10 protein-coding genes are annotated in these 16,778 nt (G+C 39.9%); 5 read left to right on the top strand and 5 right to left on the bottom strand.

The annotated features are described in order from the left end of the window. Nucleotides 1-202: 202 nt before the first annotated feature. The 5 genes from M2R48_RS16655 to M2R48_RS16635 all read right to left on the bottom strand — a co-directional run bounded on the left by M2R48_RS16655 (nucleotide 203) and on the right by M2R48_RS16635 (nucleotide 11,251). The gene (locus M2R48_RS16655; RefSeq protein WP_262086812.1) at nucleotides 203-4,045 is read right to left on the bottom strand and encodes a DUF4132 domain-containing protein; all 3,843 of its coding nucleotides are present in this window, start codon (nucleotides 4,043-4,045) and stop codon (nucleotides 203-205) included. 129 nt (nucleotides 4,046-4,174) lie between these two features. Next, on the bottom strand, nucleotides 4,175-6,328 hold the full coding sequence (locus M2R48_RS16650) for a hypothetical protein (RefSeq protein ID WP_262086811.1): 2,154 nt from the start codon (nucleotides 6,326-6,328) through the stop codon (nucleotides 4,175-4,177). Continuing rightward, complete coding sequence (locus tag M2R48_RS16645; RefSeq protein WP_151956472.1) at nucleotides 6,325-7,509, bottom strand: VWA domain-containing protein; 1,185 nt, start codon at nucleotides 7,507-7,509, stop codon at nucleotides 6,325-6,327. The genes M2R48_RS16650 and M2R48_RS16645 overlap by 4 nt, the downstream gene beginning before the upstream one ends. After that, a complete protein-coding gene (locus M2R48_RS16640) occupies nucleotides 7,506-10,157 on the bottom strand; it encodes a DUF5682 family protein (RefSeq protein WP_262086810.1) in 2,652 nt (883 codons plus the stop codon). The genes M2R48_RS16645 and M2R48_RS16640 overlap by 4 nt, the downstream gene beginning before the upstream one ends. A gap of 2 nt (nucleotides 10,158-10,159) precedes the next feature. Further along, a complete protein-coding gene (locus M2R48_RS16635; RefSeq protein ID WP_262086809.1) occupies nucleotides 10,160-11,251 on the bottom strand; it encodes an ATP-binding protein in 1,092 nt (363 codons plus the stop codon). A 313-nt stretch (nucleotides 11,252-11,564) separates the two neighbouring features. Here M2R48_RS16635 and M2R48_RS16630 point away from each other — a divergent pair, with 313 nt between their 5' ends. The 5 genes from M2R48_RS16630 to M2R48_RS16610 form a co-directional block, all read left to right on the top strand. Continuing rightward, the gene (locus tag M2R48_RS16630) at nucleotides 11,565-13,046 is read left to right on the top strand and encodes an EcsC family protein (RefSeq protein ID WP_262086808.1); all 1,482 of its coding nucleotides are present in this window, start codon (nucleotides 11,565-11,567) and stop codon (nucleotides 13,044-13,046) included. 147 nt (nucleotides 13,047-13,193) lie between these two features. Continuing rightward, nucleotides 13,194-13,568 (top strand): 30S ribosomal protein S12, encoded by a 375-nt coding sequence (gene rpsL / locus M2R48_RS16625; protein WP_004648013.1) that lies wholly within the window; start codon nucleotides 13,194-13,196, stop codon nucleotides 13,566-13,568. A 179-nt stretch (nucleotides 13,569-13,747) separates the two neighbouring features. Next, on the top strand, nucleotides 13,748-14,218 hold the full coding sequence (gene rpsG, locus M2R48_RS16620; RefSeq protein WP_004655203.1) for a 30S ribosomal protein S7: 471 nt from the start codon (nucleotides 13,748-13,750) through the stop codon (nucleotides 14,216-14,218). Nucleotides 14,219-14,405: 187 nt separating this feature from the next. Next, entirely contained in the window at nucleotides 14,406-16,544 is a 2,139-nt protein-coding gene (gene fusA, locus M2R48_RS16615) for an elongation factor G (protein WP_004723654.1), read from the top strand. 93 nt (nucleotides 16,545-16,637) lie between these two features. Beyond that, nucleotides 16,638-16,778, top strand: a 141-nt coding sequence (locus tag M2R48_RS16610) for a GTP-binding protein (protein WP_250621677.1), incomplete at its 3' end; no start/stop codon positions are given.

Raw genomic sequence — 16,778 nt, 5'->3', positions numbered from 1 at the left:
AGCACTAATTTTTGAAATAAATTTTAAATTGCTGGAATGAGCATGGTGTTTTATCCCTATTGTAGAACAAGTCTTCTCTTTACCTGCTGAGTTGAATTATCCATATAACCGATATGATGACCATCAAGACCAATCATATCGGTTGCAATACAACTGTTATAGCTTGTAGCAAGCCTCAACAAAATTTCTTTGTCTTTATGAATTACCAAGGCGTTTTCTTTTCCCACTCTGGATCAAAACCTGATGTCGATGCAGCAACTTTTAAATAATCTGCATAGCTCTCAGCCAATAAAATTGGTGGAATCTGTTTAAGTGGAAGTTCATTGTTGTTCCAAGAACGGCTGGCTTTTTTGCTAAAGGTCAGTTCATAAAGGACAGCTGGAATATTTTCCTCTGGTACATAGCTTCCACTAAATGTAATCTCTACATCAATACCCAACTGTTTATAGGGCTTGGTATAGCGATCGAATGAACCACCATCTTCAATGCTGGCGCGTTGATAGCCCAATTTTGTCACTACACCACGTAGGGTAAAGGTGTCTGTAAGCCAGCCGTTATGATCCTTAATTTCAGTGACATTATCATCTTCAAGCTTCGGTAGGTGATGGGTCATCTGTTCAAATAAGAATTTCACTTTGTAGTCTTTAAAGTGTGCAATCCAATCTTTGGCTTCCTTTTCACCAACCAAAACCGCATGAGAAATTTGAATTTTACTGTCTGCACTGAGTTCGATTTCATCATCATCTAAATTCAGTAATGCACCATCATCACTTGGTCTAAAACTGATTTTTTCACCATTGGTTTTGATTTCAAGCCAAATCAGTTTTTGGATTAAGCGTCTCATAATCGGATGGGCAAAGATATACTCTTGCCACTCAGCAACATTCCACTGACGTTCGCTACACATCGCCTCATACAAACGACCTGTTTGCATATCAACGACTTGTTTAAACTCTTTTTTACTGGTGCTAAATAGTGCTTTGGCTTCTTTGATCAGGCTTTCATCATCATTTTGGCGGGCCGCGGGTAGCGCTTTAACCTCTTTACCTTCTTCATTTTTAAGAATGAATTTGTCTTTATCATCGACAATGGCGCTAAAGTTACGTGAGCCATATTGCAGTTGTAACACAGCATTTTCATCTAAACCTGCTGTTGGAATAGTACGGTCAGCCAGCTCATCACTTGTCCATTGATTACGTTCAGCAATCTCAGCAACCAATGTGTTTGCAAGTGTTTGTACCGAAGCAGTCCGGTAACGACGTGAAAGTGAAAGCAACAGTTGGATGATTAATGGATCATTACTGATTGATAATGCACTAATCATGGCTTCAATTTGTGAGCGACGAGGGTAGTGTTGTTTCATATAGTTCTGCAATTGTTTTACTGCAAAACTTCCTTGTGCATTGGCAGTCAGTGAAAGCATACCTTTACTTTTGATCGCGGAACCCAGATAAAGTCCTAAACGTTCGCGTTTAATCTCTTCAATCACTTCTTCTAAGGTGATGGTGCCATATTTGGCATAATATTCAGGGTATTTTTCACCATAACGTTTGTATGAATCCCGATAAGAACTTAGACGGCTAGGCGCTTCTGTAGTTGCATATTGCGTTGCTTCATCCAATGGTGTTTGTAAGGTATCTTGATGAATAAAACTGTGTAATAAATGATTGGCAAGTTGTACCTGATCTTTTTGATCGAGTAAGTCACTATAGCGTTGTAATAAGGCATTGGCTCTAGGCTCTTTTAGTTTTTCAGCCAATATCACCCACCATTTGACAATTCTAGGGTCAACCTCTTTGCCATTCTGCCATTTCACTTTTGGCAATGTGTCAAAATCAAACCATGTAAAACTGCTTGAAAGTTTGCCTTTTAAACCGTCTTCTGCTTCTTTTAGTAGCACTTCTGGTTTGAGATAGGCACTAATATCCTGTCCAAGCTTTTCTAATGCTGTTAGAAGAGCAGCTCGAACGATTTCTTTCTTCTCTTTTTTAAGTAAAGCATTCAGCGGTTTTACTGCATCTTGATTTTGTAGACGTGCTAGCCATTCAATTGCAGTGATTCGGATGTCTTGTTTACCCGAATCTAGGGCTTCGATGGCACGTTGATGAATGTCAGGAAGGTGCTGTAAGGTTTCTTGCGCTTCATAACGCAAACGCTTATTTTCACCCAATGCAAATTCGAGTAAGCGCGGAATAAACTGTACTGGTAAGGATGGGAAACATTTAAGTACAAAGATGGCATCGGATGGGTTAAAGCTTTGATATTCATTTTTTTCTAAAGATGGAGAAAGCCCCAGCGCTTCAGTTAAATATTCTTGATTTTCCGCAAAAAATGGCCAAATTTTATCTTTTTCATAAATATGATCTTGTAAACTTTGATAATAGGATGATCCCGCTAGTATCCCTTGAGCCACTCTACGTTTTGGATTATTAAATTTAGCCGCATCTAAGGCCTGAACGATATGGCGAAGTTCATAATTGGCATATTCTTCAGGTTTAAGCATTTCAAATAAATTAGGCCAATAGATCCAATTTCGATTGCGTATTGCAATGATTCTCATGGCATGATTAATGGAAAACTCAGGATATTTTTTATATTTATTTTTATGGGTAATAATATTTTCAACTTGGTGGACATTTTTAAAAGATGCATCACCGTTCAGTTGATCAACAATCGACGTTAAGGTTTGATGATTGATTTTTTTAAGCTGCTTTAAATGATCTTGAGCCCAAGTTCTTTTATAACTTGCTGTTTTATTCTCTTCAATTTCATCGGCAGCATTCTGTTCAGCTTTTGCCAAAATTTCTTGATAATTTTCTAAAATAACCTGGGTAAAACTTGCTGGAATTTTTTGTTCAACAAATGGTTGAAAGGTTGGTGCTTCAAAATCTTGCTGTAATTGTGCAGTATCAACAGATCTTAAGCGCTGAATTGCCATTTGTAATATTTGTTGTACAGATTTTTGTTTTTCTTGTGCAAAAGCTTGTTCTAGTACTGTCAGATTGTCAGCACCTAAACGTGCCAATAGATCTGCAGAAAAGCCACGTTCCTGACTTGAACCTTCCAATAGATTTTGATTTAAATATTTTTGGCTATCTTCTGGATTTAAATTCGTCAATAAACTGGTGGCTTTAGTACGGATGGTTTTAGATTTACCTACAGAAAGTTTTACAATCAAGTCGGGGATTTGTTTGATCAATGCCGTTTGTTTGGCGATATAGTCTAAAAAGTTTTCTTGTCCAATGATGCTCAGTGTTGGAATAAGTTTTCTGAGTTGATCTAATCGGGCTGAAATGAAGTCTTGGGTGTCCTTGAGTAATAATATTTTATCTAATTTACTAGAATGATAACTGTCGATATTTTGGCGTTCAAATAAATAAGGCAGTAGTTCATCGCCTAAGCCCTGTTGATCACTTTCAAGCAAATCAAATAGTTTCTGTTGGGTCCAATTTTGCTTTAACAACTTATTCGGATCTGCTTCGCTAAAATGCTGGCTGTCAAAAGCGGTAATAAATGTATCTACCGTGAGATAAATAAACCAAGCGGGCACTTTTTCATAAATATTGGTAAAATTTTTCTGTTGTGTTGCCGCTTCAAGCACTTTGGCAAAACGAATGATTTGTTCAAATTCTAATTCTTCAAAGATCTCACCATAATAACGTCGGCGTAGTTTTAGTGCTGCTTCAGCAAGCTTATTTTCTTTTTTATCCAGTGATTGATTATTTTGAGGCCAATACCAGCTATAGGTACCTGGCTTTCCCAGTAAAAGCAGTGCTTTTTCATTCGGGTATTGCTGTAATTTAAGTAATATTTCTGGATTTTCTCCATCCAAAATAAACAAAACCACATTTTGATCAAGTTGGTCTTCAATGACGGCCAAAGGCTGGAAAATATGGTAGAGTTTTTCAACTTTATTTTTTAAATCTTCATTATGTTTTTGAATGTGGTCATGATCAGCGGTTGAGTTTACTTGTTGCGTTTTCACTGCCTTATCCTCAGGCTTTAAAAACATCGACTCAATTTTTGAAAAAAGTTTATTTAACATCTGTATTCCTTTTGAGCAACTCGCTGTTGCTTTTCTATAGGCGCTAATACTTTAGGCTTTAATACTGTGCTTGGTAGTTCACTAAAATTATAGAAAAATATCATCAATTTAAATAGCAAGCTTAATTTATCACGACGTAACTTGTCCTTCTAAAGCGATTCTATGATTTAGGCGTTGTAGTTGTAATAAAACATGTCGCCATTTTAAAAGCTGACTGGCTAAATTGTGCTGTGTGGAATCTGATTTAAGTGAGTTTTGAATAAAGCTTAACCCCAAATCTGCAAACTTTTCAGCAAAATCATCCAGCTTAACCAGATCATCCGTATCCAGTTTTGAACGACCTGTATTTGCATAGAATTCAAACACGGCTTGTGATTCCAAGATCAAAAGGTCTAATGCAGATAAATGTTGCTGATGTTTCCATTGCTTTTTTTGTTCGAGCAGTTTTTCAATTCGACCAGTAATCAGCTCAACCAAGCTACTTTTCTTCTGTATAGGATGATCATAATCCAGACTGAATATTTTTAAACCTTTTGGCGTTGTTAAAAACACACTACATGGAATGAATTGAATCTGTTGCTGTGTTGCTTCGATACGCACCAACGTTGCGATAATTTTTTCATTATGAATCAGTTGGGTGAGATGTTTAATTCGTGCACGGTATTCTGGTTCTATTGGAATGACCAGTTTGAGTGCTCTATTTTCATCGTCAGTAATACGGTATTCAAAATATTGCTCTAGTTCGTTGAGTTCAGGTGCTGTGATACTTTTATGGCGAAGCAGTACATAACGTGATTTAAGCTGTTCTAGGCTTGAATGCGGAACAAGCATTTGCTGTAAAGATTGCCATGTTGAAATGCCAATATTCATTTGTTCTAAGTCAGATTGGCTAAGTGCATTGAACAAGCCTTTTGGTAAAAAACGAGTATCTGTGCTGGCACTAAGTTGTGTCTCTGAACTGGATTTTGCATGGGTTAATTCAAGTTGATGTTGGAGTAAAAAGCTGAGAGAACTTCCCCAAATTCCAGTATTGGCTGCACTGTGCATATCAAAGGTACGATCAAAATGATTGGCACGTGCCTGAGTCACTTCTTTGAGTTGTTGCTCTTTTACATCCCAGAAGCACACTGTTAGACCATGTGCACCACTCTCTGTATTCCACCATTCACAACCAAGAGGGATCAGATGCGCTATGCTTTCTTGTTGATAGTCACGTTGTACAGCACCACGAAGTTGTCGCAATGCTTCGGCTTGAACATCTGGATCTAAATGCTCAATTTCTGACAGTGCAGCCAAATAGGCATACAAATGTGCCAATTGATTAAAAATCTGCTGCTCATCTACCTGTACATCTGCTTCCAAAAACTGCTTCATTGAGCCATGTAGGGCACGCAATAAGCTCCCTAAACGTGGTAAGTTTTGTGCGCGTGCTTGCATATTTAAAATATGCAGTGACATGACCATTTCTTTGGCCAGATGTGACAAACCTTGCTGAATAAAGTTTTGACAAATGAGTTTAAGTTCTTGGATCAGTACCTGATCATCAGGCGAAAGTTGCTGCGTAGAATTGTGTTGTTGCGCTGTTGTATCAATTGACCATTGCCATTTTTCAGGGGCATTTTTCAGAAATAAATAAGCAATACATGCCAAATGCCCCGCAACTTTTTGTTTGTCTGCAATTTCTGACAATATGCCTTCAAACCCTGTTGCAGGGTAGAGAACAACTGGATTGGGACTTAAATCGGTTTGAAACGTGATTTTATGTTCTTGAATATCAATTTGACAGGATTCAGGTTGCAGCAACCAATTTTGTACAAATTCATAGGCCAAACGAATATTGGCTTTGCCTGCTTGTTTTTGGATTTTGCTTGGATCAAATTCTAAAACAGTTTCAAGGGTTGATGTTGTTGCTTGCTCAGATATCTTACTGTGTCGAGATGTTTCCTGTTGAGTCAGTGGTACTGCATTTTCTAGATTATTGTTAGGGGTATTTTCACTTGGGCTATTTGCGGTAGCCAGTAGTGTTTCATGTTCCTGAACCCATAAAATACTGCTGAGAATATGTTTACAACAGCCTTGTGCTGAACAATTACACAGTGCTTTGGTGATGCCTTCAAGGGGCAGTTTAACTTCACATTCTTCGACTTTAAATACCAGTTGATCGTGCTCTTGTTGCAGTAGTTCAACAGCATCTAAGGATTTACGGGCACGACGTAAAAGACCAGCATTACTGTGCATGGTTAGGCTGTCTTCATCGTATTGGGTATAAACATGCCAACTCATTGCATCACCTCTGCAAACCATGTTGCCAAATGTTCAGGGGTCATTGCTGCGATTTGCATACCGCGTTCTTGGAGTTTTTGTGCCATATTGATGTCATAAACAGGATTGGCTGCTTGATCCAGCGCAGCAAGCCCAAGTAATTTGCAGCCTTGTTGATTGAGTTGGCTGGTGGTGTTGAGCATTTGTTGAACGGAGGCACCTTCTTCAAAGTCACTGATCAAGACTAAAATACTGCGATTGGGTTGTTTAATTTTCTTTTGACAGTATTGCAAAGCTTGACCAATGTTGGTTCCGCCACCGAGTTGAATGGTCAGTAAGACTTCAACTGGGTCATGTGCCAAATGGCTTAAATCAACAATTTGGGTGTCAAACAGGACCAGACTCATATTGACCGCAGGGAGAGCTGCCAAAATACTGGCACATACTGCTGCATACATGATCGAATCCATCATCGAGCCACTTTGGTCGACACACAGTACAATTTCCCATGGCAAATGTTTCTGTACACGGGCATTAAAATAAGGGGTTTGGATAATCAGTTTTTGTAAATCAGGCTGATAATTCTTGAGATTGGCTTGAATGGTCCGTTTCCAATCAAAGTTTTGTGCCTGTTTAAGATGTGAACGCTTAAAACGATTACGACGACCTTGTAGCGCTTTTAAAAATTGTGTGCGGATTTTTTGTAAGAGTTCTTCCACGACTTTTTGAATTAATTCTCGAATAGCATCTTTCATTTCATTGCTTAAACGACCACGCATACTCAGCAAAGCTTTAGCCACTGCAGGGTTGGGTTCAAGTTGTCTTACATGCTCTGGGTTTTTAAATAACTCAGTTAACTCATAGCGTTCTATGGCTTGTTTTTGCATACGTTCAAAGGTCGATTTAGGGAACAGTTTTCGACTTTGGTTGAGCCAGTTAATCGCGTTAAGCTGCGAGGCTTCCAAACCGCCATGGCGATTTTTCCCTTGTTGGATACCACGACGTTTATATTCATTTTGGTAGAGATAATCGAGGTTGCGCTCAAGTTTTAGTTGATCGCCTGACAATGCCGCTGCTGATAAATTCTGGTCGGCATAGCGACCGAGCATCAAGCGCCAACGGCGTGCTTGATCCATTGCATCAAGAGAAGCGGGGGTATCTGAGTTTTCATCAAGATTTGGTTCAGGAGGTAATTGACTCATTTATTCACTCCTTGTTGTTCTGATTGCTGTTCAAGCTGTTGTTCTGGATTCAGTTGTTTTGAGCGATTGCTTGCCCAGCGATCTAAGTGATCATATTCAAATATTTTTTGCAGTTGCTGGTTAAGTTGTATGCCTTGGAATACATCCTGTTCCCCAATATGACTGAGCACCTGATCGAGAATGACATCCTCGCCAAGTCCTGTGGTTTTTGCGATAATTTTCGATACTTTGGTGCTTTGCTTTGGGGTGAGCTGACTAAAGATATAGCGTAAATCAGGTAAAATCCGAATAAAGGTATCTTCCGTCCAATGACTGACCAATTGGTGAAGTGCATCAATTGCAACCTTGGATTGCACAAAGATTTCAGGCGCGATAAAAAACATGCCATGTAGGTATTGCACAGTATCTTCAGGATCACTTCCCACTGCAAAAGCCAGTTGTAATTGTTGTTGAAGCTGATTTTGCTCAATTTGATGATCTAAAAACTGCAAAGTATGCAGCGCACCTTTGAGTGAACTAAGATGAAATTCATCAATTTTTGTCAGATCAATTTGGCTATACATCAGTTCCAGTAAATCTACATCTTGTGCATTTACAACTGCATGCTGTAGTGAAAGATTTCGTTGTTTAATATTTAAAATCAGTTCATGCAAGGTTTTTAAGTTGCTAAGATTTTGTTCAATTTTTTCTTCATGGGTATCGTAAATTTGATCAAGTAAAAAACAGGCCTGATAGACGGCAAAACTTAAACTTTGTATCACGATATTTTCGGGTAAATTTAACAGCTTGTGACCATGCCACAAATAATACAATTGCTGTGCTGCACCAATCACCGAGGCAAGGTTTTGATCACTTTCTAAAAAAGTATCGAGTTGTTGACTGAGCAATTCTAATTGTTGTTTTAATCCTAAGCGACACGCCAAAGCCAGCAATTTGGCAGTTTCAAAGGCAGATTGCCCGACACCTTTTGCTTCATTTTCTTGCTGTAGTTTAATAATTTTAAGCAGTGCAATTTGTTCGAGTTGATTGCCCATTTCTGCCAGTTCAATCAAACGCGCTTCGACACTGGGTGTCCATGCATAACGCCATTCCTCAAACAGCAAATCCAGACTGGCACCTTGTACAAAATCTGGACCTGAAATACGTTGAGCAAAATTACAGCCGACAAATTCCAGTAAATGCAAATATTGGCTAATGTCCTGATGTAAAGGTTTACGATAAATATCGAGTTTTCGATTGCGTAAAATGGTGTCATTTAAATTAAAACGATAGACTTTAATCTGTTGATAGGTATTTTGTAATAATGCAGGGCTGTGCTGATTTTGAGCAACCTTACCAAGCTGTTGCCCTCTTAAAAACTGAAAAATCAGGGTAAATAAATGCTGTTGTCCATCATCCATTTCCCCTTTGATTAAGGCGGATTGTAAGGCATCGAGGAGGTCATAACGGCTCGGTTGATAATGCCCTCGAAGGCAAGCCAATTGCCAAGCAAGTTCAGCGGTATTTTTTAGTGCGATATAAGGCGTTACATCCAGTGCATTTTCTTGGTTTAAAAAATGGCATAACTCATTTAAATATTGAAAAAATTGCAGTTGCGTTTGTTCAACCGTTGGATTGTTTGCAGATTTTAAATTTTGCCAATGTTGTTGATAATATGCAGGTGAGGGCATACCCGAAGCATAGCCATTTAAAGCATCTAAACGATCGAAACTATAGCGAATCAGCCAAGCTTGCTCTTGCCAGTTTTGCTTTTGATCTTGGACAATAAAACGTTCTGCTTGCTGTGGGGCTGCTAGATTTTCAATTAAGGCAAGACTATGAAAGCCACCCGTGATCACCAAAATTTTATGTTTGGGATCAATACTGTCTTGGATGCAATTCCACATCACATCTTCACGATGTAATGAAGCATCTTGTAAGAGTACCTCACGCTCATAATCCAGACGTGCCAATGAACACCAAGCAAAAACATCATCAAAAAATGTTTGAGCATGTTGCAGTTGTTCAACATTTTGCAGCTCGAATAAATGATCCCAAAGTTCATCGTGATTTCGGCAATGCATGGTTTCAGCAAGTTTTTGGATATATTGGCTATGTGCAAAATAACGTTCAGACAGCAAACTTTTTTGTTGCCAGTCCAAATCGGACGGTTGCGTTTTTAAGGCACTTTGTTTTGCCCAATCCAAGTCAATAAATTTAATGTTTGCTTGAATGAGTTTTGCCTGTTGGATGGCGACCCATTCAGGGGAGTATTCACAAAAAGGGAAGTAGGCAGAAAAGATTTCTGGTTGAACATCATCATCACTTTCATGTTCTTCGCGAGCATTCTCTTTATTTGCAGCGCCTTTTTTGGGAGAGGTTTTATTTGAAGAGCGTTGTGCTTGTGCAAATATAGCCACAGGAGGCTGAGTGGCTTGGTTCTGTAAGCTTTCAATTAAAAACTCAAAACTTGTTGGTGCTTCGATTAAAATGTGAGTGGGCTTCAGTTCATCGATATATTGTTTTAACGCGTATGCACAAGCGGGGCTATGATGGCGGATTGGCGCAAAAAAAATGTTTTGCTCCGCCATTTGCTGTTTCAGTTGAAATGCCTGTTTTAAGCGTTCAGGCATTTCACCTCTCTCTATATTTCGATCCAACAGCTGCATGATTAAAACTCTCGGCTGGCTTCATAGAAACTTTTCCAGTCGGCATCTTTACGTGCACGCTCTTTCACCACAGTATCCAAATAGTAACGTAGGCGTTTAGCGTCATCTGGATTATCTTTAAACACAACCCCAATCAATTGTTGTGCGAGGTGTTCTGCTTTTAATTTTCCATCACTGAGATAAATCGCTTGTAGACCCGCCGCATGGGCAATATTGACCGCTTCAGCCGTAGACATAACAGCATCAGGCGTTTTAAGTGTTGCGCCTTGCAGACTCTGTCCTGTTCTGAGTTCATTGAAAATGGTCACCAAGAGTTCGATAACTTCTGGGCGAATTTGGATTTCACTGTATAAATCAGCAAGCTGGTTCTTAAGTTGTAATCCCACCAGTTCGATTTCAAATTTTTGATCACGAATTGGTTTTACTGTTTCAAAGTTAAAGCGGCGCTTTAATGCTGCTGACATTTCATGTACGCCACGATCACGCAAGTTTGCTGTTGCGATGATGTTAAATCCTTGTGTAGCTTGCAAACTAAAATCTTGTCCCATTTCAGGGATCATCATTTGCTTCTCAGACAGTAAAGACACCAACACATCCTGAATTTCAGGTGGACAACGGGTGATTTCTTCAAAGCGGGCAATTTGTCCGTTTTTCATGGCATAGAAGAGCGGGGAGGGAATCAGTGATTTATCTGTTGGTCCTTCCGATAAAAGGAGTGCGTAGTTCCAAGAATATTTAATATGGTCTTCTGTTGTCCCTGCTGTCCCTTGAATTGTGAGCTGAGAATTGGCTGAAATGGCAGCACTAAATAGCTCTGAAAGCATCGATTTTGCTGTACCTGGTTCACCCACTAGCATCAAACCCTGATTGCCCATCAACGTAACCAAGGCACGATCAACTAAGGCATCATCACCATAAAACTTTTTTTGAATATCCAGTTTGGCATCACCCAAGATAAATGAGCGAACAGCGTAAGCAGAAAGTTGCCAACCTGCTGGTTTTCTATGTTGATCTTGTTCTTTTAAGCGTTCTAGTTCCGCTTGATATTTTTGTTCTGAACTGTGCTTAATTTGATTTTGAAAATTTTGCTTCATAATGATTCTATATATATTTTATCCAATGAATCTATCATAACTGGCAAAGGCTGAGATGACCACTGGTACATAAGTTGTTCGCGACAAATTGTGACATCTGTTTGTTATAAAAAGTATTTTTAAGTAAATTGAGTGCTGTAATTGCAAGTGAACTAGGGTTAGATTGTTTATAATTGTATAGTATGATGATCTGTATTGAAATTTTGTGAAATAGTGATTGTATTGATTCGTGAATCAGTACATTAATGTAAGCGTTGAGAAACTATTTAATACAAGCTTTAGTGTTTGAAAAACCACAGTTACGAGGGTGCACATGGCAAATTCTAATAAAAAACAATCAGGCGGATTTATTTCAAATGCTTTTGGCGTGGCCAAAAAGTTAAGCGAAACAGGCTTAAGTGTGATCAATCATGTTGCTCCTGGTACGGTGAGTAAATTGAGCCACAGTCCTAAAGATGAATCCGTTGTACAAGGTACTGCTCAAGAAAAAAGTGCTTTTGAACGTAAACAATATGAAAATCCTCAACAAATGCTACGGGAACATCTACCTAATGTAACTGGGCAGCTTTTGGGGAAACATTATAAAAAAATCAATAATGTCGCTTCGTTTATTTCACCAGATTTAAACGATAAATTGTCTGATTTTATTTTTGATAAGCTCAATGAGTTTGTTTCAGAACTGACTTCTGTAGAAGCTGTTCTAAAAGAAGTGGGTGCAAAAAGCTTGGCAGAATTGGCTAAGGATCCTGAACGTTCACAACGGATCAGTACAGCGCTGGCGAATCAGAATAAAATTATTGCTGCAATTCAAGGTACAGTGACAGGTGCGTTTGGCGGCTTAGGCGCAATTCTTGATGTACCTAGTTCACTGGCTTTGGCACTCCGAAGTGTTTATCACACTGGGCGAGCGCATGGTTTTGAGTTGAATGCAAAAGATCATGCTGTTGTTGAATACATTTTTAAACAAATTGATCTAGGCACTGTTGCTGAAAAACACGCATTGATGGCGGCAATACGAACTTTTGCAGGGGTGTTGCAAACTCACAATGTGAGCCAATTGCAACAGCTATTAGGTTCAAGCAATGATATAGAGCTGTTAAAAAAATGGGTGGCAAATGAGGATGGCACATTTAAGTTGCCATGGATGAATAATCTTCCACATTTTAGCCTGTTGACACGACTCACCCCCTTAGCCACGATGGGCATCAGCGCTGCATATAGCTGGAAACTGGTCGATGATGCAACCGATAGAGCTCAAATCGTATTTTCTGGCGCAAGGCAATATCTGCTACAGCATTCTGATGAAAAAATTGATGTATTAGATGCTTATGAAAAATTTAGTCAATTGATCTCAGATGCACACCCCTTGCTTTTAGAAGACAGCAAAGCAGAAATGCTTGTAGAGAAAGTCGAGCCTCAGGTTGAAAATGAAGCAATTACTCATGTTGAAGTGAAAGAAAAAACCAGTGAAACTGTTGATGAACCCAATGCTGAGCAAAAAGTTGGACAGGGAATTCAAAAACTGGCTGAAACGCACATTGAAGATAAACATGCAACTCAACAGCAAGACAAAGCGACGCCCGTAAAACCTCGACGTACCGCGCAAAAGAAAGTCGCAGCAGTGGAGACCACTACAGCGAAAGCAACTGATGTGGCGAAAACATCGACAACTGCAAAAACTGTAACAAAAAAGCGCACCCCAGTGAAAGCCAAAGCTGCTACAGAAAATGCGGTAAAAGCGTCTGAAAAAACGCAAGAAGCTACTGAAACAAAATCAGAAAGTAAGCCTGAGTAAGTTAAATCATTCATTTAGCCAAAGCTTGAAATGGTCAATATTTGACACCATGTTGAATGTTGACCATTTTTACTTCTTGGCTTACAATTGCATGCCCTCAAAAAGTGGTAATTTTTTGAGGCTTTTTATTAACGGGAGAATTGCCATATGGCAACAACAAATCAGTTGATCCGTAAGGGTCGCACAACTTTGATTGAAAAATCAAAAGTTCCTGCGTTGAAGGCTTGTCCACAACGTCGTGGTGTTTGTACACGTGTTTATACAACTACACCTAAAAAACCTAACTCAGCAATGCGTAAAGTTTGCCGTGTTCGCTTAACTTCAGGTTTCGAAGTTTCTAGCTATATCGGTGGTGAAGGCCATAACCTACAAGAGCACAGTGTTGTTCTTATCCGTGGTGGTCGTGTTAAAGACTTACCAGGTGTACGTTACCATACCGTTCGTGGTTCTTTGGACTGTGCTGGTGTTAAAGATCGTAACCAGTCTCGTTCAAAATACGGTACTAAACGTCCTAAGAAATAATCTTTTAAAGATTAGCTTCTTAAGAATATAGAGCCGCAATCCTTTATCGTCTCGCTTGTCTGATTTCTGCATTAATTTTGTGAAATTCAAGCGACGTGTAGTAAGGCCAGCGAATAGCACACGACACTTTGTGCTGATGCTGGATAAACCTGAAGTGTCATATTTATAGGTAGATTAAAATGCCAAGACGTCGCGTAGTCGCTGCTCGTGAAATCCTTCCGGATCCTAAGTTCAGTAGCCAAACAATCGCTAAATTCATGAACCACGTAATGCAAGATGGTAAAAAGTCTATTGCTGAAAGTATCGTTTACGGTGCTTTAGACCGCGTTCAAGAAAAAAATAAAGTAGACCCAGTTGAATTTTTCGAGACTACTCTTGAAAAAGTTCGTCCTATGGTCGAAGTAAAAGCACGCCGTGTTGGTGGTGCTACTTATCAGGTACCTATGGAAGTACGCCCATCCCGTCGTACTGCCCTAGCTATGCGTTGGTTGGTAGATGCTGCTGCTAAGCGTTCTGAAAAAACTATGGCGTTACGTCTTGCTGGTGAGTTGCTTGATGCAGCTGAAGGTAAAGGCGCAGCGATCAAAAAACGTGAAGATGTGCACCGTATGGCTGAAGCTAACAAAGCCTTCTCTCACTACCGCTTCTAAGCGGCTAAAACAGTCCCTAATCAGGAGAATACTCATGCGTACTGCAGCACGATTTAACATCGCCCTCTACCAAAGTGGGGGATTTGCGGGTATTTAAGTTGCCCATTACGTATCGAGTATCCGTACGCATCAATGCTTCATTGATGCGTCCTGTTTTAAACAACAAAATTTAGGAATGCAAGAAATCATGGCTCGTCAAACCCCAATTTCTCGTTATCGTAACATTGGTATTTCTGCGCACATTGATGCCGGTAAAACTACAACTACTGAACGTATTTTGTTCTACACAGGTGTATCTCACAAAATTGGTGAAGTACATGACGGTGCAGCAACAATGGACTGGATGGAACAAGAGCAAGAACGTGGTATTACAATCACTTCAGCTGCTACGACTTGTTTCTGGTCTGGTATGGGCAAGCAGTTCCCTGAACACCGTATCAACGTAATTGATACACCGGGACACGTAGACTTCACAATCGAAGTTGAACGTTCTATGCGTGTTCTTGACGGTGCGTGCATGGTTTACTGTGCTGTAGGTGGTGTTCAACCTCAGTCAGAAACTGTATGGCGTCAAGCAAATAAATATAAAGTGCCTCGTTTAGCATTCGTGAACAAGATGGACCGTACTGGTGCAAACTTCTTCCGCGTTGTTGAACAAATGCGTACTCGTTTAGGTGCTCATCCTGTACCTGTAGTGATTCCAATTGGTGCTGAAGAAAATTTCCAAGGTGTTGTTGACCTGATCGAAATGAAAGCAATCATTTGGGACGAAGCTTCTCAAGGTATGCAGTTCGAATATGGTGATATTCCTGCTGATCTTCAAGCATCTGCTGAAGAATGGCGCACCAATATGGTTGAAGCTGCTGCAGAAGCATCTGAAGAGTTGATGGACAAATACCTAGAAGAAGGTGATCTTTCTAAAGAAGACATCGTTGCAGGTATTCGTACGCAAACTTTGGCTGGCGAAATCCAACCAATGCTTTGTGGTACAGCATTCAAAAACAAAGGTGTTCAACGTATGTTGGATGCTGTAATTGAATTCTTACCATCGCCTACAGAAGTTAAGCCTATCGAAGGTATTCTTGACGACAAAGCTGAAACTAAAGCGATTCGTGAAGCATCTGATGAAGCGCCGTTCTCTGCATTAGCGTTCAAAATCATGAACGATAAGTTCGTAGGTAACTTGACTTTCGTACGTGTTTATTCTGGTGTTCTTAAACAAGGCGACCCAGTATATAACCCAGTTAAGTCTAAACGTGAACGTATTGGCCGTATCGTACAAATGCACGCAAATGATCGTCAAGACGTTGAAGAAATTCGCGCTGGTGACATCGCTGCATGTGTAGGTCTTAAAGACGTAACAACTGGTGATACGCTTTGTGATGAGAAAAACATCATTACACTAGAGCGTATGGAATTCCCAGAGCCAGTAATTTCTCTTGCTGTTGAGCCTAAAACTAAGGCTGACCAAGAAAAAATGTCTATCGCTCTTGGTCGTTTGGCTAAAGAAGATCCATCGTTCCGTGTACGCACAGACGAAGAATCTGGTCAAACGATTATTGCGGGTATGGGTGAGCTTCACCTTGACATCCTTGTTGACCGTATGAAGCGTGAATTTAACGTTGAAGCGAACATTGGTAAACCAATGGTTGCTTACCGCGAAACAATCAAAAAGAGTGTTGAGCAAGAAGGTAAATTCGTACGTCAAACAGGTGGTAAAGGTAAATTCGGTCATGTATATGTTCGTTTAGAGCCTATGGATGTTGAAGAAGCTGGTAAAGAATACCAATTCGCTGAAGAAGTTGTAGGTGGTGTAGTACCTAAAGAATTCTTCGGTGCGGTTGACAAAGGTATTCAAGAACGTATGAAGAATGGTGTATTGGCTGGTTACCCAGTTGTGGGTATCAAAGCGACATTATTTGATGGTTCTTACCATGATGTCGATTCTGACGAATTATCGTTCAAAATGGCAGGTTCTTACGCATTCCGTGATGGTTTCATGAAAGCAGATCCTATCTTGCTTGAACCAATCATGAAAGTTGAAGTAGAAACTCCAGAAGACTACATGGGCGATATCATGGGTGACTTAAACCGTCGTCGTGGTATGGTTCAGGGTATGGACGACTTACCTGGCGGTACTAAAGCAATTCGTGCTGAAGTTCCACTTGCTGAGATGTTTGGTTACGCAACTCAAATGCGTTCTATGTCTCAAGGTCGTGCGACATATTCTATGGAATTTGCTAAATATGCTGAAACTCCACGTAACGTGGCTGAAGGCATCATTTCTAAATTCCAGTCTGGCGGTAAAAAAGGTGACGACGAGTAATCTTTCGATTACTATAAGCCCAAACTAATTCATAGTTAAAAACCAAGTGCTCATGCAGTGACCCTGCATGAGTAGTTTAAAAAGGAAGCTCTCATGGCTAAGGCTAAGTTTGAACGTAATAAGCCACACGTAAACGTGGGTACAATTGGTCACGTCGACCATGGTAAAACAACTTTAACTGCTGCAATTGCAACAATTTGTGCAAAAACTTACGGCGGTGAAGCTAAAGACTAC

The organism is Acinetobacter sp. I-MWF, assembly GCF_025433935.1.
In the GTDB taxonomy this organism is placed as follows: Bacteria; Pseudomonadota; Gammaproteobacteria; order Pseudomonadales; family Moraxellaceae; genus Acinetobacter; species Acinetobacter guillouiae.
Note: the sequence above shows the minus strand (reverse complement) of the source record. Positions and strands in the feature narration are given on the sequence as shown.

What these genes read in the sequence shown, in the direction of transcription:
- M2R48_RS16655 (WP_262086812.1), bottom strand. Translation starts at nt 4,045, where the DNA reads ATGTTAAATAAACTTTTTTCAAAAATTGAGTCGATGTTTTTAAAGCCT.
- M2R48_RS16650 (WP_262086811.1), bottom strand. Translation starts at nt 6,328, where the DNA reads ATGAGTTGGCATGTTTATACCCAATACGATGAAGACAGCCTAACCATG.
- M2R48_RS16645 (WP_151956472.1), bottom strand. Translation starts at nt 7,509, where the DNA reads ATGAGTCAATTACCTCCTGAACCAAATCTTGATGAAAACTCAGATACC.
- M2R48_RS16640 (WP_262086810.1), bottom strand. Translation starts at nt 10,157, where the DNA reads ATGCAGCTGTTGGATCGAAATATAGAGAGAGGTGAAATGCCTGAACGC.
- M2R48_RS16635 (WP_262086809.1), bottom strand. Translation starts at nt 11,251, where the DNA reads ATGAAGCAAAATTTTCAAAATCAAATTAAGCACAGTTCAGAACAAAAA.
- M2R48_RS16630 (WP_262086808.1), top strand. Translation starts at nt 11,565, where the DNA reads ATGGCAAATTCTAATAAAAAACAATCAGGCGGATTTATTTCAAATGCT.
- rpsL (WP_004648013.1), top strand. Translation starts at nt 13,194, where the DNA reads ATGGCAACAACAAATCAGTTGATCCGTAAGGGTCGCACAACTTTGATT.
- rpsG (WP_004655203.1), top strand. Translation starts at nt 13,748, where the DNA reads ATGCCAAGACGTCGCGTAGTCGCTGCTCGTGAAATCCTTCCGGATCCT.
- fusA (WP_004723654.1), top strand. Translation starts at nt 14,406, where the DNA reads ATGGCTCGTCAAACCCCAATTTCTCGTTATCGTAACATTGGTATTTCT.